Genomic DNA, 19,807 nt, shown 5'->3' on the forward strand with positions numbered 1-19,807 from the left:
GTTTAAACAAAACCTTCAAGAACTACTTGATTAGAGAATACACCACTGGTGGCGCTTCTACATTCGCTTCGTTAATTGAATATGCCGATTGCACTGATTGAATAGCGGCTTTAGCGTCTTCTTCCGTTTTAGCAAAAACCCTAGCAATCGGTGTTTTTGTATCTACTTTCTGGCCTATTCGGGCAAAGTCGGTTAAGCCAACACTATGGTCTATGGTTTGGCTTGGGTCGGTACGTCCACCACCTAAACTCACCACAGCCAAGCCAACTTCACGGGTGTCGATAGCATGGATGTAGCCGTCTTGCGGTGCGAATATGTCCATGCTTACGGCAGACAATGGTAAATGCTTCGATTTGTTCTCGATAAGGTCACTTGGGCCGCCTAAAGCTGCCACCATTTCACTAAATTTCTCTGCGGCGGCGCCAGTTTCTAGTACAGTGCTTACCTTTTCTAATGCCTCTTGCTCGCTTGATGCCAAGTTGGTGAGTACTAACATTTGTGCGGCGAGCGTAACCGTAACTTCATGTAAACGTGGATGGCGATAATGGCCTGTTAAATACTCGATAGCTTCCCGAATTTCTACCGCGTTACCGGCTGTAGACCCTAACGGTTCGTTCATGTCGGTAATTGTTGCAGACGTGGCTACTCCAGCTCGGTTGGCAACCTGCACAATACTTTGCGCTAGCTCAGTTGCGTCCTCTTCTTGAACCATAAACGCACCGCTTCCGGTTTTAACGTCCATGGCTAGTGCGTCAAGTCCCGCTGCTAGCTTCTTCGACAGAATCGATGCAGTAATGAGTGGAATAGAGTCAACGGTGGAGGTCACGTCTCGAATGCTATAAAAGCGCTTGTCCGCAGGTGCAATCTCTCCCGTTTGGCCAATAATGGCTACGCCGACTTGTTTCACGATGCGTTTCAGCTCGGCTTCATTGGGGGCAGTGTTGTAACCTGGAATACTTTCAAACTTATCAACAGTTCCGCCGGTGTGTCCTAATCCGCGTCCGGCAATCATAGGTACATATCCACCACACGCAGCAATAATCGGCCCTAACATAAGGCTTACCGAGTCGCTTACGCCGCCCGTGGAGTGCTTGTCGACTACTGGACCGTTGAGGTTCATTGAGCTCCAGTCGAGTACTTGGCCGGAATGCATCATTTGCTCTGTTAATGCCACTCTTTCTGGCATGGTCATACCCTTGAAGTACACGGCCATGGCAAAAGCAGCAATTTGACCTTCGGTAACTGCGCCGCTTGTAATGCCTTTTACAAAGTAGGCTATTTGTTGTTCTGAAAGTGCTTTGCCGTCGCGTTTAGCACGGATAATTTCTTGCGGTAACATGATTAGTAATCTCCTTGATTCTTATTTTCGCTTCCTGTGAGCACTGCTGCTAAGTCACCTCTAACCGAGCTTGCGCCTATTCTAAAGCGAGCTGGCGTAAGTGCGTCAGGTGATAAAATTTCGCTGACTAAGTTCATATAGGTAAGCGCGTCGCTAAGGGTGCGAATTCCTCCTGCTGGCTTGAACCCGTGGTGAGAAGGTGAGCGTTTTGCAATTTCGTTCAACATGACTTCTGCCGCTTGTGCAGTAGCATTTACAGTCACTTTTCCTGTTGAGGTTTTGATAAAGTCGGCACCGGCTTCTAGTGCTATGTTGCTTGCACGGGCAATGTTCTCTTCACTTCCAAGCTCGCCGGTTTCTAATATAACTTTGAGTTGCACATAGGTACCGCAAGCGGCTTTACATGCCTGCACGAGCTGTTTAGCCAAAACTTCGTTACCTGCTAAAAATGCACGGTAAGGAAAAACAACGTCTACCTCGTCGGCGCCATAGGCAACAGCGGCTTGAGTTTCCGCAACGGCAATGTCGATGTTGTCTCCGCCGTGAGGGAAGTTGGTCACGGTAGCTATTTTTACCTTGAACAATTCTCTTGCGTCTAGTGCCGCTCTTGCGTAAGGAATAAACCTTGGAAATACGCAAAGGGCAGCGACATGAATAAGTTCTCCGCTGGGTAACAGTAAACTTGCGTCGTCCGCCAGTTGTTCAATGTCTGAAACGGTTTCTTGGTCAGTTAAACTGGTAAGATCAAGAAACGAGAAAGCCTGAGCCGCAAGCTCTATACTAGGTAAATTCATAATGTTTCCTCAGGCGATGTGTTCTGGGCCGAATGAGTGGGGTAAGAGGTCTTCTAAGAATAGACTTTTACGAATACCTTCAGGCCCGCAAATATGAACTTGTGTTTGCGCGTTAGCGAACTCGCGAATGCGCTGACGGCATCCGCCGCAAGGAGAAACCAGTGCTTCGCCATTGCCGATAACGTAGATGTGTTGAATGTTCTTTTCTCCTGCCATCACCATTGCAGCAATAGCACCGGCTTCGGCACACGTTCCCTCGGGATAGGATGCGTTTTCTACGTTACATCCGGTAAATGTTTGGCCCGAGCTCGTCAGAATAGCCGCACCCACAGGAAATTTTGAGTAAGGCGAGTACGACTTTTCCATGGCTTGCTTGGCAAGCTCAAACATTTGTTCTGCACTTTGTGTTGGTTCATTCATAGCTGTTTAATTTTCAGCAGCAAAAGGGGAGTTATTCTAGCGAACTTTAGCCACTGCTTCCAACCAACGTTGATATTGTCGCTCACGCTCTTCGGTGCTCATGTGTGGCCCCAAGTCTTGGTCATGCTCCACCAAGCCGTAAATGTCTTGAAGGTCATTAAACAAGCCGGCTTGAAAACCTGCTAGAAATGCTGCGCCACGAATACTTATTTCTACGTTTGCAGCTCGCTTCACCGTTTTTCCAGTAATGTCGGCAACGGCTTGCAAGAACCATTGGTTTTCGGTCATACCGCCGTCTACTTTTAGGGTCTCAATTGTTTGACCGTCTTCCGTCATAGCGCGCATGAGATCTTGTGTTTGTAACGCTACGCTGCGCAACCCCGCTGCTGCAATTTGCTCTTTCCCTGTGTCGCGGGTCATACCTAAAATGGCCGCACGAGCATGGGGGTCCCAGTAGGGTGCGCCAAGACCTGTGAATGCCGGTACGAGTATTTCTGACTGTTGCCAAGGCACGTTTTGCGCAAGTTGTTCTGAGTCGGAGGCTTTCTGCAGTATGCCTAACTTGTCACGTAGCCACTGCATAATGGCTCCAGCCATAAAGATACTTCCTTCTATGGCGTATGTGGTTTCGCCTTGAATGCGCCAGGCTACGGTTGAAAGTAACCGGTTTTTTGAAACAAGAGGTTTGTCACCGCTGTTTACTAATGCAAAGCAACCTGTGCCATAAGTGCTTTTAGCTTCACCGGGCTGTAAGCATGCCTGACCCATCAGCGCGCCTTGCTGGTCGCCAACCATGGAATAAATAGGAATTTCAGCGCCCAATAATTTTGAGTGTGTTACACCAAAATTGTCTGCGGTGTTACAAATCTTCGGTAAGCAGTTTTTCGGGATATCAAAAATATCCAGCAGTTCGTTGTCCCAGTCGCAGGTTTCAAGGTTCATGAGCAGGGTGCGAGAAGCGTTACTGGCGTCGGTGGCAAAGCTTTCACCATGAGTCAGTCGCCACAATAAGAAGGTGTCGATAGTGCCAAAACATAATTTGCCTTGTTTGGCTTGTTCGCGTGCGCCTTCTACGTTCTCTAAAATCCAGCGTATTTTTGTGCCTGAAAAATAGGGGTCAAGTAATAACCCTGTTTTCTCTTGAATTTGGGTTTCAAGGTTTTTGTTTTTCAGTTGTTGGCAAAAATCTGCTGTTCTGCGGTCTTGCCAAACAATTGCGCGGTAAATAGGTTCGCCTGATTCACGATCCCAAACTACGGTTGTTTCACGTTGATTGGTAATGCCAATGCTGAGAATGTCGCTTGCCTGCAGGCCTGCGCTATCAAGTGCGTCCTCGCATGACTTTAGAGTGGATTGCCAAATATCTTCAGGGTCGTGCTCTACCCAGCCACTTTGCGGAAAGTGTTGCGGAAATTCATGTTGGCCTTGGCCAACTACATTTAGCTGTGCGTCGAAAATCAATGCGCGGCTAGACGTTGTACCTTGGTCTATCGCTAAAATATGCTGTTTTTGAGGTTTCGGCATAAATCGTAAACTTTGGGTTATGGTTTTCCTTTACCATAACCCTGTCTAGGTTTTACGCCAACAGTTGATGTGTTTCGAAATACTGTGAAACAAGCTCTTCCGCTTGCTGCAAGCTAGTTACAGAGAAGTTTACGTGTCCTACCTTTCGGCCTGGGCGTGGCGCTTTGCCGTACCAAAACGGTTGGCTGGTAGGTATAGCCCAAAGACTGTCGGCAATTTTTTCAGCACCAATAATATTCAGCATCATGGTGGGTGCCATAGTGAGTTCGGGAATCGTATGTTGTGCCATGCAGCGCATATGTAGGCTGAATTGAGAGCAGTTACTGCCTACCATCGACCAGTGCCCGCTGTTGTGCACGCGAGGGGCAATTTCGTTCACCAGAAGCTCTGCGTTCTCGCCTTCGCCAACAACAAAGAATTCGATAGCGAGTGTTCCTACATACCCCAAATGCTCAGTGAGTTTTTGGAACCACTGCTCGGCGGTAGGTTGTAAATGAGTAGGAATGTCTACAAGCCCAGCAAAGGTGTGGCTTAGAATACCTTCTCGGTGGACATTTTGTACCAATGGGTAGCAGTGAATTGAACCGTTTTGAGTACGAGCGCCCACAATCGACACTTCGTAATTAAAAGGTATAAATGCTTCGACAATACCGGGTTGTTGTCCTGCAGTTGCCAATAAGCTGTCGATGTCTTGTCCTGGCTTCCAGCGCCATTGGCCTTTTCCGTCGTAACCACCTTCTGCTGCTTTAATCACTGCGCCCGTTTCCCACGACGCTAAAATATCAGCTAGCTCCTCAGCTGTATTGAAAGACTTCCATGGAGAAGTTGCGATACTTAGGTCGTCGCACATTTGCTTTTCATGGCGGCGGTGCGTTAAAGGTTGAATCGCATTAGGATCGGTTAGGAATTTATGCTTCGCCAACGCAATATGCTGTGGCGATATTTGTTCATGTTCCCATGTAACAACGTCGGCCCATTCCACCGCTTGTTCCAAAGTTAATGAAACAGCTTGGTGGGCACCAACAGGCATAACCTCGTTGGTTTTAGTGTTGACCAATAATACTTCGTCGCCCAGTTGAACTGCGGCTTGTCCTAGCATTTGGCCAAGTTGGCCATTACCAAGAATTAGGGTCTTCATGAATCCAGTTCCAGCTTACTGTTACTCATCACTTTGTCGCGTTGTTCTTCACGGAATTTACGAACTGCGCTTTGAATATCTGGGTTTTGCGTGCCTAAAACTTGCGCCGCAAGCAGACCAGCGTTTGCTGCGCCGGCTTGCCCTACCGCTAAAGTACCAACGGCTACACCCTTAGGCATTTGTACAATGGAGAGCAGGCTGTCTAGTCCCTTCAATTGCTTCGAAGGAACAGGTACGCCAAAAACAGGTAAACAAGTGTAGGCAGCTAACATACCGGGTAAATGAGCGGCACCGCCAGCCCCTGCAATCACAACTTTAACGTCGGTTGCTTCAGCTTCTTCCATGGTCGACTTCAGAAGATCGGGCGTACGGTGTGCAGACACAACGCGAGCTTCCCAGTCTACTCCAAGGTCTTTTAACATGGTCGCTGCGTGTTGCATCACGGGCCAGTCAGATTGAGAACCCATAAGAATTAGAACGGATGCCATTGTTAGCTCCCTCAATTGTGTCTTAATATTAACCACATTGCCTTCACGTCGACTGTGCGCTTACATCGATTATAGAGGCAAAGTAGTATGGAAGTTTGAAAGGCGCGGATTATAGCAGAAAATTCCGCCAATGGCAGGTGTGCAAAGATTCGTCGTAACGTGATAAGTTCCGTACCCAAGTTGTAAAAACAAAGTAAACTGGTTGGAGTCGACGGAAAGATTTCGCCATAGTCAAAAACCACATTAACTGGCGCCAAAACGGAAAGGCAAATTTATGAAGTATGTATTACCACTTGTCTGGGGTTCATTGTTACTGGCCAGTGTGGCTTTCACAAAACAAGTGGCAGCGTCTGAAGGATTATGGCTTCCTAGTGAGCAGCCAGATCTTTCGAATAATTTACCTACTCAAGCGGTAGTTAAAATTGGCACCTGCAGTGGTGTCTTGGTCTCTTCTCAAGGATTATTGCTCACCAACGCGCACTGTATAGAAGACACGCTCGAAGTGAGTAGTGACGTGGAGTCGGAAATTAAGGCGTCCGGTTTTATTGCGCAAAGCCAAGACCAAGAGTTAGTGTCCGCACCTGGACTTTTTGCCTCTATTACCCTCGAGCAAAGTGACGTGACCGAAGCAATGAGTGTGGGTGTTACGGCAGACATGACACCGCGCGAACGTTTCTTGAAAATAACACGTAACCGAAACCAACTCATTACCGAGTGTGAAAACGAAGCAACCATAAAGTGCCAAGTTCAGTCTCACCAAGACGGCTTAAGTTATTTGTTAATAAAAGAACGAGAGTATCGCGATGTTCGCCTAGTTTACGTACCGCCCGTGTCGTTAACGATGCATGGTGGCGAGGACATGAATTGGCAATGGCCAAGGTTTTCAGCGGACATTGCAATTCTACGGGTATACACCGACACCGAAGGTAAAGCAGCAGACTATTCCGAAGAGAACATTCCCTTAGAGCCACCCCAATATGCCGAAGTCGGTGATTCACATTTAACATTCTTTGACACCGTTCGTGTGGCAGGTTTTCCTGGCCAAACTCAACGTCTACGCACCGCGTCTGAAGTACAGTGGAACTTCACAGAAAACTATCCAGCCTTGCTAAGTTATTTGCATGACTTTGAAGCAATGGTGGAAGCGCAAATGGAAACTAGTGAGAGAGCTCGCATTCGTTTCCAGCCAGTTTATTTTCAGCTGAGTAACCACATTACTTTTATCGAGTCTCAAATTGAGTATTACCAGCGCTTTGGCGTGCAGCGTTTAAGCGAGAATAGGCAGGGGCAATTGCTACAGTGGCTATCTGCACCAGAACGCGAGCCTATGTTTCGTGAAGCGTGGTGGACGGTACAAGAGCAACTACAGAGTGACCGTACGTGGCTAGAGCAAGATTTGTGGTGGAATTTCCTCAATAGGTTGAGTTTGCCGGGTGCTGCATTACTTGTTCATCGTTATGCATACGAGCAAACCTTACCTGCAGACATTCGCAGTCGCGGTTTTCAGCAGCGCGACTTACCAGCACTACAGGCTCGTTTGGACCAATATGCACATAGGCTCTGGCCGGAGTTTGAGCAGCGGCTGATGGTGTACCTCATGAACCGTTATCTTGAGCTTCCGGAGGCACAGCAAATTGCTTCTGTTAATGACTTCTTTGGTATCGATGAAAACACCACAGAAGAGAGCTTACAGAACCGTATTGAAGAGTTGTACGCGGCCCCCGGCTTGCTTGAAGACGAAGTTAGGGAAGCGTGGTTAGGTAAGTCTTTGAACGAAGTTCAGCAGTCTGACGACCCGTGGTTGCAGTTTGCGACTCAAACTTCAAGAGCGCGCTTGCAAATGGATAGTCGTGAAATTGAGCGCCGTGGTCGTATGGCATACGCACGCCCAATGCTTATGAATGCCCAGTTAGAACTCGAGGGGACGTACGGGCGTCAAGTGCCCGCCAATGCGAACCGAACTTTAAGAGTGAGTGAAGGACAGGTTCTTGGTTATAACCCAAGCCCTAACAAAGATCCAAATGAATACAAGCTGGCGCTAACTTATTTAGATGTTTTTCGTGACCATATTCAAGAAAACAACGAAACGAATGTTCCCGAGCAGTTTGTCGGGATGATGAGAAGGCATAATAACGAGTGCTTTATTAATTTCGAACGCGAATCTGTACCAGTCAATTTCATTAGTACTGCCGACAGTACCCCGGGAAGTTCTGGCTCTCCAACTTTTGATCAGGAAGGGCGTCTAATTGGGTTGGTTTATGACCTTATGGAAGAGTCAACCATTAGTGATTGGCATTACAGTCGTGAGCATCATCGAACCATTCATGTGGATATTCGATATGTACTATGGATTCTAGGTTATTACGAGGGCGCCGACACTATTCTTCGAGAACTCGGATTTAGCCACCAAGGCGACGCAGAAACACCGTCTTGCAGACTTACTGCGCTGAACTTTTAGCGTTAAGTTATTCTAGGTCTAACTCCAATTGCCGGTCCTCGTCGGGGTCCGGCAATGTCACACCTAAACCAATTAACCTTACTTTCCTATTTTTTGCTCTAGCCCAAGCTTCTCCAAGCAGCTGGTAAAACAGGGAAGGTGAGACTTTGTTGGCACTACGAGAAACGGTTGTTTGTTGAAAGTCGTTAAACTTCAACTTAACGGTTTGAGTACGAATTCTAGTTCCTTGCCAAGGGCCCGGAGGAAGTCGCTTTTTCAGCGAAGGTAACAGAAACTTCTCGATAAACACCTCGGCTTGTTTCAACTGTGCGAAGTCTCTCGCTAAGGTGTCCTCGACACTTATTTGTTTACGCGTGCGTGAAACTGAAACCTCGCGAAGGTCGATTCCTTGGCAGCGCTGATGCAGTACATAGCCACTTTTCTCACCCAGTATCTGTTGAACTTGCTCAACGCTAGCGCGCTGAATGTCTTTGCCTAATCGGAATCCAGCATTGGCCAGCCTCTCTTGGCTTTTTGGGCCTACACCGGGAATTCGGCTGAGCGATAATGCGCTAATGAATGAGAATACTTGTTCGGGGGGGACGACAAATTGGCCGTCTGGCTTGTTTTCGTCGGACGCAATTTTTGCGACCATCTTTTGATTGGAAATGCCTGCGGAGCCGCTGATTCCCATTGTTCGCAATTGGGCACGCACATCTTCCATAGCCAACGAAGCAGAACCCTGATGACTTTTTAAATGAGAAAGATCGAGGTAAAACTCATCGATGGAAGCAGGCTCAACAAGGTCGGTATACTCACTGAGAAGCGCTCGTACTTTTTTGGACACTTCCTTGTAACTTGCCATGTCAGGTTTAACAAAAGTGAGGTGGGGGCATAATTGCCTAGCTTTAAAGCCCGACATGGCACTTCTCACACCATACTTACGTGCTTCATAATTACAGGTCGCCACAACTCCCCGTTCACCACCTCCACCAACAGCAAAGGGAATGTTCTTGAGTGCAGGGTTTTTAGTGACTTCCACGGCAGCAAAAAACGCATCTAAGTCTAGTAGCGCTATCTTTCGTTGTACCGCATCCGGCGTTGTATCAGCTGGCAAGGTCGCTTCCTAATTTCATGGCTTACCCAAAATATCTCGTGGCAAGTTATATTGCCACTTTACCTGAAACACAGAGCGTCTTGAATTGAGAAAGCACTAAACGTTTTATTTTAAGTTGCCGTAATTAACATTACATACAGTGTGGATACATTTTCGACAGCGCATTTACCTTGCGAAGATAAAACCGTATAATCGGTGCAAGAAGTTAGCAAAGCGGATGTATTCGGAAGCTTGAGTACGAGTAGCCAGGAGTGAGATGTGAAAGTGTTAACCCAAATTAAGTGGAAAAATATTTTAGCGGTTGTTGCAGGTGTTGCGGTAGCTGGCAGTGTTTGGGCAGCTACAGACGACATGAGTCGCGAAGCCATTTTAGAGCGTATTAAACCTGTAGCGAAAGTTCGTTTAGCAGGTGAAGAAACGCAGACTGCGAGTGCTGGTAACGAAGCGCAAGGTACGCGTTCAGGCGAGCAGGTGTTCAACCAAGCGTGTGCGGCATGCCACATGAGCGGTGTATTAGGTGCACCGAAGAAGGGCAACGCAGCTGATTGGGAACCACGTATTGCCCAAGGTATGGACGTACTGCTAGAGCACTCAATTAACGGTTTCAATGCAATGCCACCGCGTGGTACATGTATGAACTGTTCTGACGAAGAAATTCAGGTTGCAATCGAATATATGATCGAAGGCATCTAATTTACTGAGTTTTCAAAGCATTATGAAAAAACCGCCAGTTGGCGGTTTTTTTGTGCAATCTTGTCCGACCATTTCACTTTTCAAACCAAGCTGACCAAGTTATACTCAGCCCTTGGTAGTAATTATTACATTTCAATAACAATAATAATTACGGTAATAATATTTCTACCGCCTAAAGATAAATAACAAGTAACCGTTAACTAACTGGTTGATTAAATTGTAGTTAATGGTAGGCGAGAGAGTAAGTGACAAAGTCGGGAACACAAGGAACACCCACAGAACGTGTTGACGCGCTAGAAAAACTAAAACGACTAGAGAAGGTTGTTGAGCGGTTAAAGGCGTTAACCGAGAAATATAGGCAGGCTGAAGTAGTTCAGCAGGCCCTTTTCCGTATATCCGAACTTGCCTCGTCTGCACAAAGCATGGAACAGCTTTATTCTTCAGTGCATAAAATTGTTGCGCAGCTTATGGAAGCGCGTAACTTTTATATCTGTTTGTATAACGAAGACCGCAGTAGCTTTAGCTTTCCTTACTTTGCCGACGAATATGACACACCAGAATTTGTAGCCGAAGTTCCGGCAGAGTCGTTAATGAACGGTATGACAGGTTACATTCTGCGTTCAGCGGAACCATTACTCTGTACCGGTGAAGACATTCAGTCACTCAACGACAGCGGTGACGTAACTACAATGGGTTCATTGCCTGTTGATTGGATGGGTGCTCCTCTTATTCTGGCTGACGACGTAATTGGCGCAATGGTGGTGCAAAGTTACGTAGACGATGTGCGTTACCAACATGAAGATCTCGAGTTATTAACTTTCGTTTCTCAACACGTTGCGAATGCGTTAGAGCGTTTCAGACAACGCGAGTGGATGGAACGTGAGATACAGCACCAAACATCTGAACTGCGTTTCGCGAACGAAAGTCTATTAAAAGAAGTTACTGATCGGGAAAAGGCTGAGCAGCAAACTAGTGTGCTTTATGCTATTTCTGAGTTAACGAACACCGCGGAGGACATGCGCGGCTTCTACAGTGACTTACACCGCCAAATCGACAAGCTTTTAAACGCAGACAACTTCTATATTGCTTTATTGACCGAAAATGGTCAGCAGGTTTACTTCCCTTATTACATAGACGAAAGCGGTTCAGAAGCTCGCCAACGTCGCCTGCAAAAAGGCTTAACCGAGTATGTTTTGCGTACGGGTCGTCCAGCATTTGTGAATGCGCAGCGCCGAGACGAACTAATACGCCGTGGTGAAGTGGTGCGCGCGAGCGACCACGGTAAACTCGCTCACGAATGGTTAGGTTCGCCTCTAACTATGGATGGTGAAGTATTCGGTGTATTGGCGGTTCAGAGCTATAGCGAAGAACAAAAATATTCGAAAGACGATTTAGAATTGTTGAACTTCGTTTCGCAACACGTAGCCGTAGCGATTGAACGTCGTCGTTCTGCAGAGAAATTGGCCCGAGCCAACGTATTCTTGGAAAAAAGAATTGCCGAACGTACTGAAGAGCTTGTTGAAGAGATTGAGCGTCGTAAGAAAATTGAAGCTAGGCTTTTCCACGATGCGCACCACGACAACCTTACAGGCTTGCCAAACCGCGCAATGTTTACCGATCGTGTTAAACAAGCGTTGTCAGCTCAAAAACGCCGAAGTAAAGAATACTTCGCGATTCTATTTGTCGACTTAGACCGCTTTAAAAACATTAACGATACGCTTGGTCACTCAGCGGGTGATAAGTTCCTGCTCGAGGTGAGCGAACGTTTAAGCAGCATGATTCGGGAACACGATTTGCTGGCGCGTTTAGGTGGCGACGAATTCGTTATTTTACTCGATCGCATCAACCATATTGATGACGTGAAAGACATTTCCGCGCGCATTATCGAAGTTATGAAAGAGCCTTTCGTTCTGGAAGGGCAGGAACACTTCTCGGGTGCGAGTATTGGTATTGCTAATTACCGCGACGAGCATGACACGGTTGAGCGCTTATTACGTGACGCCGACGCGGCAATGTATGAAGCTAAAAGCATGGGTCGTGGCCGTTACGTGGTATTCGACGAAACCATTCGCAGCGGCTTGGTAGCAGCGATTAACCAAGAAACAGCATTACGCCATGCGCAGGTGAATGAAGACTTCATTCTTTGGTATCAACCTGTACAAGACTTAGAAACTCGCTCGAATGCGGGCTTCGAACTGCTACTGCGTTGGAAAAAGGGTAACGAACTTATTCAACCGAAAGAGTTTTTAGAGTTAGCAGAGCGTTCTGGAGCTATTCTAGAAATGGACGCATGGATGCTTACCCAGGCATCTGAACTTCTGGCTGCTCGAGAAGCTGCGGGCGAGAGTACGGCGCCTATCCATATTAACTTGTCGGTACAACACCTTCTGAGAAATCGTCATATTCAGCGACTCATCGACATTGTCGAGGCGGCGAAAGTTAATCCAACCGCATTGGTATTTGAGTTCGACGAAGAGTCACTTCAAAACGAAGATGCGCGTCGTATCTTGGCAAGCCTTCGTAAACTTAAAGATCAAGGTTTCCAACTGGCACTTGACGACTTTGGTAAAGGTGCGGGACCACTGCAGTTTATCTACAACTATCCATTCGACATTGTGAAGCTCGACCACCGCTTTGTAGCGCAAGTCAATAAGAAAGACCGCGCGCAAGCTATGGTGCGTCACGTAGTTACATTGTGTGAAGAGTTGGGTATTCGCCTTACCGCAGAAGGTGTTGAGAATAATCGTCAGTTAGAGAAGTTGACGGATCTTGGCGTGCATTTTGGTCAAGGTTATTACTTGGGTGCTCCACAAGAAGTGCAGTCGGAGAAGTCTGAACTGCGTTGCTCAGCTTAGCCTTCAGAATATTTTAATCGGCACTTTTTCCTTTAGTCTTCATCTAGCATGGCGCGAATGCGTGCGGCGTGTGCTTTACTGCGCTTAATACGCTCTTCTTCCGGCAACCGTTGTTGTTGGTTTTCCCACTGAATATCGTCTTGTGGCAGTTCTAATAAAAACCGACTAGGTTCTGGACGAATCACCTCACCAAATTGTCGACGTTCTTTCGCCATGGTGAAGATAAGCTTTTGCTGGGCGCGAGTAATCCCCACATAAGCCAGCCGGCGTTCTTCTTCAATATCGTCGTTATCTATGCTGGTTTGATGCGGAAGTAAGCCTTCTTCCATACCCACCATAAAAACATAAGGGAACTCTAGTCCTTTAGACGCGTGCAAGGTCATCAGCTGAACTTGGTCGGTTTCATCTTCCTCGTCTTGCCTGCTAAGCATGTCGCGTAGCATTAAGCGTGACACTACTTGCTCAAGGTTCATGGCTTCGTGTTCTGCGTCGCCTTCCAGCATGTTGACGACCCAGCGGTATAGTTCATTAATATTCTTTACGCGCATTTCCGCGGCTGTTGGACTCGGGCTGGTTTCATATAGAAATTCTTCATATCCCGACTGCTGAATAAGGGTTTGCACCGCCTCTATGGCGTCGCGAGTGTCTCCGGAAGAACTTCTGGCAGCGTTGAGAATAAGCTGCACGAATCCGAAAACGTCTTGATAAGAGTGCGACGAAAGCATGGTTTTTAAGCCTGGGTGCTGGCACGCGTCGAATAAACTAATGTTTTCTTGGTGCGCAAATTGCCCAATTTTTTCCAATGTCTGAGGACCAATGCCACGGCGAGGAACGTTAATAATACGCAACAAAGCATTGTCGTCGTCGCCGTTTACCACCAATCGCAAGTAAGCCATAACGTCTTTAATTTCTGCGCGTGCGAAGAATGACTGGCCACCGGTAATTTTGTAGGGAATACGGTTCGCCATTAGTGCCTTTTCGAACACTCGTGATTGGTGGTTACCCCGATACAGAATAGCGTATTCACCATACTTGGTTTGCTGCATGAAACGTTCGCGCACAATTTCCGCAACCACGCGCTCGGCTTCGTGCTCTTCATTTTTGCCGTAAATAACTTGCAATGGTTCGCCATATTCCATTTGCGAAAATAGTTTCTTATCGAATACGTGTGGATTGTTTTCAATAAGTATATTAGCAGCTTTCAAAACACGGCCCACAGAACGGTAATTTTGCTCTAATTTAATCACTTTGAGCTGTGGAAAGTCATTTTGTAGCAACGCCAAGTTTTGCGGCTGTGCGCCACGCCAAGAGTAAATACTTTGGTCGTCGTCGCCTACCACGGTAAAGCGCGCTCGCTCACCTACCAGTAGCTTAACTAACTGATATTGGCTGGTATTGGTGTCTTGGTATTCGTCTACTAATAAGTATTGAATGCGTTGTCGCCAGCGCTTTAATACCGACTCTTTCGACGCAAGCAGCAATGTCGGTAGTAAAATAAGATCGTCAAAATCTAGTGCGTTGTAGGCTTTTAAATGTCGTTGATACGCCTTGTAGGTTTCCCATGCGAACATCTCGTCTGGGTCGTTATTTACCTGAACATGCTCGGGCAATAACATGGCGTTTTTCCAGTGACCAATTTGATACTGCACTTTTTGAATCAGTGCTTTGTCGCCCTGTAACGTGTCTTCAGTCAAAGCATTCAATAATGCGTAGGAGTCTTGATCGTCGAATAGCGAGAAGCCTGGTTTAAAGCCCAAGTGGGCTGCTTCTTTGCGAATAATGTCTAAACCCAACGTGTGGAACGTTGACACTCGAAGTCCGCGCGTGCTTTGCTTGCCAAGGGTTTGACCAATACGCTCACGCATTTCTCGCGCAGCTTTGTTGGTAAACGTAACAGCTGCAATGTTACGAGCCTGGTAGCCGCCTGAAGTAATGAGGTGTGCAATTTTTTCGGTAATAACTCGCGTTTTACCACTGCCAGCGCCGGCTAATACAAGAAGGGGCCCTGTGGTGTACTTAACAGCTTCTTGTTGTTGGGGGTTGAGTAGCATGTCGTTGAATCACTGTTCGGCTTTGGCGTGAGAAGAGAGGAATTGTACCTGAATTCTTATTGGAGCTGAAACTCCTGCTAACATGCTATAGTAAAACAAGTAGCAAATACCCCAGCAGTAATAGGTAACCTTATGATAGACGGTAAAAAGTTAGAAGAACTCGCAAAACAAGTTACAGACAGTATTCCGCAAGGTGTGAGAGACGCAGCAGATAACTTAGAGTCGCGCGTGAAACAAACCTTGCAACAGCAGTTAGGTAAGCTGGATGTGGTAACTCGAGAAGATTTGGAAATTCAACAACAAATGGTGCTTCATATGCGACAGCGTATAGACGCACTAGAAGCTAAGCTAGATGAACTTAAACAGGCTCAAGACAAGTAACGAGGCTGCCTCGTGAGCTCGCGGCGATGGCGTGCTTGCCCTGAATGCGACTGGGTAAGTGCCTTGCCGGTACTAAAGGTGGGCGAATCCGCTTTCTGCCCGCGGTGCCAACATGAGCTCGTCCACCGCCACGACGCCCCTGCTCAACGTATACTTTCCTATGCGACTGCAGCGTTGGTGATGTTATTACTCACCTTGCCATTCTCTTTTCTTAGCTTTGAAATGGGCGGCATTCGACATGAAATTGTGTTGAGCGACGCTGCGTTTGTCATGTTCGACAATAACTGGCCGATACTGGCATTACTGATTGCCCTTTCCATTATTGTTCTTCCCGGAATTTTCTTACTTATGGTGACGTGGCTATACGGCTCCATAGCGATGCGAGTCAAACTGCCTGGTACTTTATTTATTGCCCGAATATTAAGCGGACTAAAGCCGTGGCTCATGACTGACGTGTTTTTAGTGGGGGTGTTAGTTAGCTTAGCAAAGCTGGCTAATATGGCAGACATTGGGTTTGGTTGGTCGTTTTTCGCGTTTTTCATTTATGTCATTTTGTTGGCAAGAACGGTAAGTATTGTTGACGCAGACTGGTTATGGTTTGCCTTGGAACAAGAGCCCCAGCCACCCTCTTTTGCGAAAAGGGGTATGACAGCGCACGAGCAAGGTTTAGTCGGGTGCAAATGCTGCGGCATGCTGAACTCTGCTACAGAGAGGCAATGCCAGAGATGCCATACATCGATAGCACCCCCCTCACCGCTGCGCATTCAAGCGACATGGGCGCTACTTATTTCTGCTTTAGTGCTTTATATACCTGCCAATATTTATCCCATGATGTACACCCAAACTTTGGGGGGGCAAAGAGAGTCGACTATTCTCGGTGGTGTGTTACAAATGGTTGATATGGGCAGCTATTTGATTGCCCTTGTAATTTTTGTGGCAAGTTTCATTGTACCTATCGCAAAGATAGCGGTACTTGGATATCTTAGTTATTTGGCTTCAAAGCCTGCTAAGTTAGCTACACCAAAGAAAATGCAGCTTTATAGACTTACAGAAGTTGTCGGTCGCTGGTCAATGATAGACGTGTTTGTGGTCGCTATTATGGTAGCTCTTATTCAAGGTGGTGTGCTGTTAAGCATTCTTCCGGGCGCAGCGGCTGTCGCTTTTGCCGGTGTTGTGGTGCTTACCATGATTGCCGCCAATACATTTGACCCGCGCTTGTTGTGGCAAGCAGAACTTAACGCTGACGAAATGAACGATGCAGTAAACAACATGGAGCAAGCTGGTGCAAAACGAAACGCCTGAAACGAAGAGCTCAATGATGCGAGCTGAGAAGAAGGTTAGCCGAAAGCTAAGTTCAGTATGGCTTGTGCCTATTGTAGCGGTGGCGATTGGTATTTGGATGGCTTACGACACGGTAACGAGCCGTGGGCAAATGATTACTATTGAGCTTGCAAGTGCAGAAGGTATTGAAGCAGGTAAAACACTGATTAAAACCCATGACGTGGCTGTGGGGCGTGTCGAACATGTTAGGTTGTCTGAAGATTTCGAACGCGCAGTTGTGGAAGTTCGCATGTACCAAGACACAGAGCGAATGCTGAATAGTGAGACACAGTTTTGGGTGGTAAAACCGCGTGTGGGCAGGCAGGGAATAAGCGGCCTTTCAACCTTATTGTCGGGGGCTTATATCCAATTACAAATCGGCGATGCTAGAGACAACCAAAAGAATTTTGTGGCATTAGACGCTCCGCCTGTAACACCCGCAGATATGGACGGCTTACGCGTTCATTTAACCGCGGACGACGCGACTATGCTAGGTGTGGGCGACCCGGTGTTGTACAGAGGCTATACCGTTGGGCGGGTAGAAACAGCTGTATTCGACCATGAAACCCGCAGCATGGATTACCAAATATTCGTACAGGCGCCATACCATAGCTTGGTGACACCGAGTGTAAGATTTTGGATGAGCTCGGGTGCTCAAATGGATCTGGATTCTCAAGGCGTACGCGTTGAGATTGGTTCTTTAGAGTCGTTATTAGGTGGCGGCGTAACCTTTGGCGCTTTCGAGCCGACCAATAACGAAGATATGGTCAGTGCGAATAGTGAATTTCGGTTGTTCGTCAATGAAGAGGAAGCCTCTCAAGCTCGCTATACTAAAGTTATTCGCTATGTTGTGTTGTTAGAAGACAGTGTGCGCGGGTTAAGTAAAGGCTCTCCTGTGGAGTACAAGGGCGTTCGGGTGGGTACGGTAGAAGAAGTGCCTTACCGTGGAGTTCCTGGAAGCTCTTCTTCGCTTCTCGATTTAGAAATTCCGGTGCTGATTAGATTCGAGCCAGAGCGTATTAGCGAAACGGTTTCTGAAGCCCAAATGCTCATGTGGCAAGCGGAATTGGCGCAAATGTTCCGTGTTGGTTTACGGGCAAGTTTACGCGCAGGCAACTTACTCACGGGGGCTTTATTCGTTGACCTGAATTTTTACCCCGACGAAACTTATGAAGTAGCCTCTATAGACAGTGAATACCCGGTTTTTCCCTCGGTCACGAACAGCTTCACCCAGCTCGACCAGAAGTTAACCGCATTGTTAGACAGCTTAAATGACATTAACTTAGACGAATTTGTCGATACCGCGACTGAAACGCTTCGTTTCTCAGAACAGACCTTAGAGTCTGTGGCTCAGGCTGCAGACCAACTGGCGGAAATATTAAATCATGAGGATACCCGGGAATTGCCGGGCGCTTTAGTAAGAGCGTTAGACGAATTAGAAAGAACATTCTCAGGTTATTCAGTTGATGCTCCGGCTTATAACGAACTTACTCAGTCGATTGAGCGTTTAAATGCAATTCTGCGCGACTTAGAGCCAGTGAGTGAAACTTTGAGAGATACACCAAGTGCTCTATTTTTTGATACCAAGGTGCCAGAAGATCCGCCGTTAAGGAGAGACCCATGATCACATTGAAGTTGTCTACATTGAAAAAGTGGAGCTTGATGGCGGCGCTTTGCCTATTAACTGCTTGCGCGGCAAGACCTCCTACCATAACTCATTATGTGCTTGCAGAGCCGGAAAGCGAAGTAGCCGATGCTGCATTTGCTGGCAAATATGCCATTGGTTCGATTCGCATGGCTGAGTTCCTAAAAGGTAACGCGTTAATCATCGCCGAAACCGACTCCCAGATTCGCCATACAAGAATGCACCGCTGGGCAGAACGTTTGGAAGCGCAAATTGAGCGACAGCTTAGGTTGGGTTTGGCGCAGCAATTTCCACAAAGCCAATTTGTGCCACTGTTGAGTACCGGCTATTTGCGCAATATGGATTACCGAGTGGACTTGCACGTAGACGCGTTTCATTTGAATGCGGAGCGCCAAGCTGTGGTGCGTTTGCAGTGGTTTGTTCGCGACGCGCAAGAAGACTTCGTGCATAGCGGGCGAATTGCTACTGAGGCGAATATTCAATGGCCAGCAGAAGAAGACAGCGATTTAGAGTATGCAGCAATGGTGGAAGCTTTAAGCAATGCTTGGCACGATGCACTCACTCAGCTCGGGCAACAACTTCAGCAAGTTAAACAGAGTAACCATGCCAACTGAAATACCCTTATTTCCCGCAAAACGTATTTGGTACAAAGCTCCACATAACGCGTTTACTGACCTTGCATGGTTTCGGGGCGCGTGGTGGTGTGTTTTCCGTGAAGGTGAAAACCATGTGTCGCCAGACGGGCAAATTAGACTTCTTCGTTCTAAAAACGGAGAGTCTTGGCGGACCGTAAAAGTGTTCGTGGCTGAGGGTGCAGACTTAAGAGACCCTTCGCTGGTCGTAACACCACAAAATAAACTTGTGCTATTGAGTGCTAAGAAAGTGCTTCGAGCAGAACATGGATTTTCTCATTTGGTGTATGCCTGGCAGTCGGATACCGGACGGCAGTGGTCGCAAGCACAAGAGGTAGGTGAGAAAGATTTATGGCTTTGGCGCGTGGCATTTCCTGACAGCAACGAGCAGTTAACCACAGGGCTTGGTGTTGCTTACAAGGTAGGTGGTGACTACCACGCTCGACTTTATAGTACTGAAAACGGTATAGACTTCATTCCACTGGTTGAGCGCTTACGCGGAAAGCGAAAGCCTGAGTACAGTAATGAAAGCGGGCTGTGTTTTAGCAAAGACGGAACAGCGTGGTGCTTAATGCGACGCGACCCTCAAACAGCGTTGCTTGGTTCAGCAAAGCCTCCTTACAAACGCTGGAACTGGAAAGACACCAAACAACGCATTGGCGGTCCGGTTATGGCGACCCTAGACGATGGCCGAATATTGAGTGTTGTGCGCTTTTATACGGTAGAGAACAAACAAATTGTTGCTGCAAGAACTAGCTTTGCATGGGTGAATACTGAAACAGGTAAACTAACCGAATGTGGTCGCTTGCCTTCTGGCGGCGACACGAGTTATGCCGGGTTAGTGGTGAAAGATGGTGTGGCCTATGTGAGCTACTATTCAGCGCATCGATTGGTAGCTCGAAAGTATCGCCCGTCGATTTACTTTGCGCAGGTACCTATTTGTGATCTATTGCCTGACACCGAGGAAGGGTAA

General features: G+C 47.3%; 16 protein-coding genes. 8 read left to right on the forward strand and 8 right to left on the reverse strand.

Annotation, left to right across the window (positions count from 1 at the left end):
- Nucleotides 1-22: 22 nt before the first annotated feature.
- The 6 genes from deoA to purE are packed head-to-tail and all read right to left on the reverse strand — an operon-like array spanning nucleotide 23 to nucleotide 5,703.
- Nucleotides 23-1,339 (reverse strand): thymidine phosphorylase, encoded by a 1,317-nt coding sequence (gene deoA / locus EYQ95_RS08715; protein ID WP_207916300.1) that lies wholly within the window; start codon nucleotides 1,337-1,339, stop codon nucleotides 23-25.
- Nucleotides 1,340-1,341: 2 nt separating this feature from the next.
- Entirely contained in the window at nucleotides 1,342-2,133 is a 792-nt protein-coding gene (gene deoC, locus EYQ95_RS08720) for a deoxyribose-phosphate aldolase (protein WP_111915430.1), read from the reverse strand.
- Nucleotides 2,134-2,142: 9 nt separating this feature from the next.
- Nucleotides 2,143-2,553, reverse strand: coding sequence for a cytidine deaminase (cdd, locus tag EYQ95_RS08725; RefSeq protein WP_111915429.1), 411 nt, complete (start codon nucleotides 2,551-2,553; stop codon nucleotides 2,143-2,145).
- Nucleotides 2,554-2,589: 36 nt separating this feature from the next.
- Nucleotides 2,590-4,077, reverse strand: a complete 1,488-nt coding sequence (gene glpK / locus EYQ95_RS08730; RefSeq protein ID WP_111915428.1) for a glycerol kinase GlpK — start codon at nucleotides 4,075-4,077, stop codon at nucleotides 2,590-2,592.
- A 52-nt stretch (nucleotides 4,078-4,129) separates the two neighbouring features.
- Nucleotides 4,130-5,215: a 5-(carboxyamino)imidazole ribonucleotide synthase gene (locus tag EYQ95_RS08735; protein ID WP_111915427.1), complete on the reverse strand. Its 1,086-nt coding sequence runs from the start codon at nucleotides 5,213-5,215 to the stop codon at nucleotides 4,130-4,132.
- Nucleotides 5,212-5,703: a 5-(carboxyamino)imidazole ribonucleotide mutase gene (purE, locus tag EYQ95_RS08740; protein WP_111915426.1), complete on the reverse strand. Its 492-nt coding sequence runs from the start codon at nucleotides 5,701-5,703 to the stop codon at nucleotides 5,212-5,214. Before purE ends, EYQ95_RS08735 begins: the two co-directional genes overlap by 4 nt.
- 274 nt (nucleotides 5,704-5,977) lie before the next feature.
- Here purE and EYQ95_RS08745 point away from each other — a divergent pair, with 274 nt between their 5' ends.
- Nucleotides 5,978-8,161 (forward strand): S46 family peptidase, encoded by a 2,184-nt coding sequence (locus EYQ95_RS08745; RefSeq protein ID WP_111915425.1) that lies wholly within the window; start codon nucleotides 5,978-5,980, stop codon nucleotides 8,159-8,161.
- A 7-nt stretch (nucleotides 8,162-8,168) separates the two neighbouring features.
- On the opposite strand, the gene dinB is transcribed toward EYQ95_RS08745, so the two are convergent.
- Nucleotides 8,169-9,257 carry a DNA polymerase IV gene (dinB, locus tag EYQ95_RS08750; RefSeq protein WP_111915424.1) on the reverse strand — a complete coding sequence of 363 codons (1,089 nt, stop codon included), beginning with the start codon at nucleotides 9,255-9,257 and terminating at the stop codon, nucleotides 8,169-8,171.
- A 258-nt stretch (nucleotides 9,258-9,515) separates the two neighbouring features.
- Here dinB and EYQ95_RS08755 point away from each other — a divergent pair, with 258 nt between their 5' ends.
- Nucleotides 9,516-9,950 carry a cytochrome c5 family protein gene (locus tag EYQ95_RS08755; RefSeq protein ID WP_207916302.1) on the forward strand — a complete coding sequence of 145 codons (435 nt, stop codon included), beginning with the start codon at nucleotides 9,516-9,518 and terminating at the stop codon, nucleotides 9,948-9,950.
- Between the two features lie 245 nt (nucleotides 9,951-10,195).
- Complete coding sequence (locus tag EYQ95_RS08760) at nucleotides 10,196-12,805, forward strand: EAL domain-containing protein (protein WP_111915423.1); 2,610 nt, start codon at nucleotides 10,196-10,198, stop codon at nucleotides 12,803-12,805.
- Nucleotides 12,806-12,837: 32 nt separating this feature from the next.
- Here EYQ95_RS08760 and rep read toward each other — a convergent pair whose 3' ends face one another.
- On the reverse strand, nucleotides 12,838-14,856 hold the full coding sequence (gene rep, locus EYQ95_RS08765) for a DNA helicase Rep (protein ID WP_111915422.1): 2,019 nt from the start codon (nucleotides 14,854-14,856) through the stop codon (nucleotides 12,838-12,840).
- A 132-nt stretch (nucleotides 14,857-14,988) separates the two neighbouring features.
- Between rep and EYQ95_RS08770 the strand changes: the two genes are divergently transcribed.
- From EYQ95_RS08770 to EYQ95_RS08790, 5 genes are read left to right on the forward strand one after another with little or no spacing between them, the layout of a single operon-like run.
- Entirely contained in the window at nucleotides 14,989-15,237 is a 249-nt protein-coding gene (locus EYQ95_RS08770; RefSeq protein ID WP_111915421.1) for an accessory factor UbiK family protein, read from the forward strand.
- Nucleotides 15,238-15,249: 12 nt separating this feature from the next.
- Nucleotides 15,250-16,539, forward strand: coding sequence for a paraquat-inducible protein A (locus EYQ95_RS08775; RefSeq protein ID WP_111915420.1), 1,290 nt, complete (start codon nucleotides 15,250-15,252; stop codon nucleotides 16,537-16,539).
- Nucleotides 16,520-18,181, forward strand: coding sequence for an intermembrane transport protein PqiB (pqiB, locus tag EYQ95_RS08780; protein ID WP_111915419.1), 1,662 nt, complete (start codon nucleotides 16,520-16,522; stop codon nucleotides 18,179-18,181). The genes EYQ95_RS08775 and pqiB overlap by 20 nt, the downstream gene beginning before the upstream one ends.
- On the forward strand, nucleotides 18,178-18,816 hold the full coding sequence (locus tag EYQ95_RS08785; RefSeq protein ID WP_111915418.1) for a membrane integrity-associated transporter subunit PqiC: 639 nt from the start codon (nucleotides 18,178-18,180) through the stop codon (nucleotides 18,814-18,816). Before pqiB ends, EYQ95_RS08785 begins: the two co-directional genes overlap by 4 nt.
- On the forward strand, nucleotides 18,806-19,807 hold the full coding sequence (locus EYQ95_RS08790) for an exo-alpha-sialidase (RefSeq protein WP_207801095.1): 1,002 nt from the start codon (nucleotides 18,806-18,808) through the stop codon (nucleotides 19,805-19,807). Before EYQ95_RS08785 ends, EYQ95_RS08790 begins: the two co-directional genes overlap by 11 nt.

Source organism: Lysobacter sp. N42, assembly GCF_004344885.1.

What these genes read in the sequence shown, in the direction of transcription:
- EYQ95_RS08785 (WP_111915418.1), top strand. Translation starts at nt 18,178, where the DNA reads ATGATCACATTGAAGTTGTCTACATTGAAAAAGTGGAGCTTGATGGCG.
- EYQ95_RS08770 (WP_111915421.1), top strand. Translation starts at nt 14,989, where the DNA reads ATGATAGACGGTAAAAAGTTAGAAGAACTCGCAAAACAAGTTACAGAC.
- rep (WP_111915422.1), bottom strand. Translation starts at nt 14,856, where the DNA reads ATGCTACTCAACCCCCAACAACAAGAAGCTGTTAAGTACACCACAGGG.
- glpK (WP_111915428.1), bottom strand. Translation starts at nt 4,077, where the DNA reads ATGCCGAAACCTCAAAAACAGCATATTTTAGCGATAGACCAAGGTACA.
- EYQ95_RS08790 (WP_207801095.1), top strand. Translation starts at nt 18,806, where the DNA reads ATGCCAACTGAAATACCCTTATTTCCCGCAAAACGTATTTGGTACAAA.
- deoA (WP_207916300.1), bottom strand. Translation starts at nt 1,339, where the DNA reads ATGTTACCGCAAGAAATTATCCGTGCTAAACGCGACGGCAAAGCACTT.
- purE (WP_111915426.1), bottom strand. Translation starts at nt 5,703, where the DNA reads ATGGCATCCGTTCTAATTCTTATGGGTTCTCAATCTGACTGGCCCGTG.
- EYQ95_RS08735 (WP_111915427.1), bottom strand. Translation starts at nt 5,215, where the DNA reads ATGAAGACCCTAATTCTTGGTAATGGCCAACTTGGCCAAATGCTAGGA.
- deoC (WP_111915430.1), bottom strand. Translation starts at nt 2,133, where the DNA reads ATGAATTTACCTAGTATAGAGCTTGCGGCTCAGGCTTTCTCGTTTCTT.
- cdd (WP_111915429.1), bottom strand. Translation starts at nt 2,553, where the DNA reads ATGAATGAACCAACACAAAGTGCAGAACAAATGTTTGAGCTTGCCAAG.
- EYQ95_RS08745 (WP_111915425.1), top strand. Translation starts at nt 5,978, where the DNA reads ATGAAGTATGTATTACCACTTGTCTGGGGTTCATTGTTACTGGCCAGT.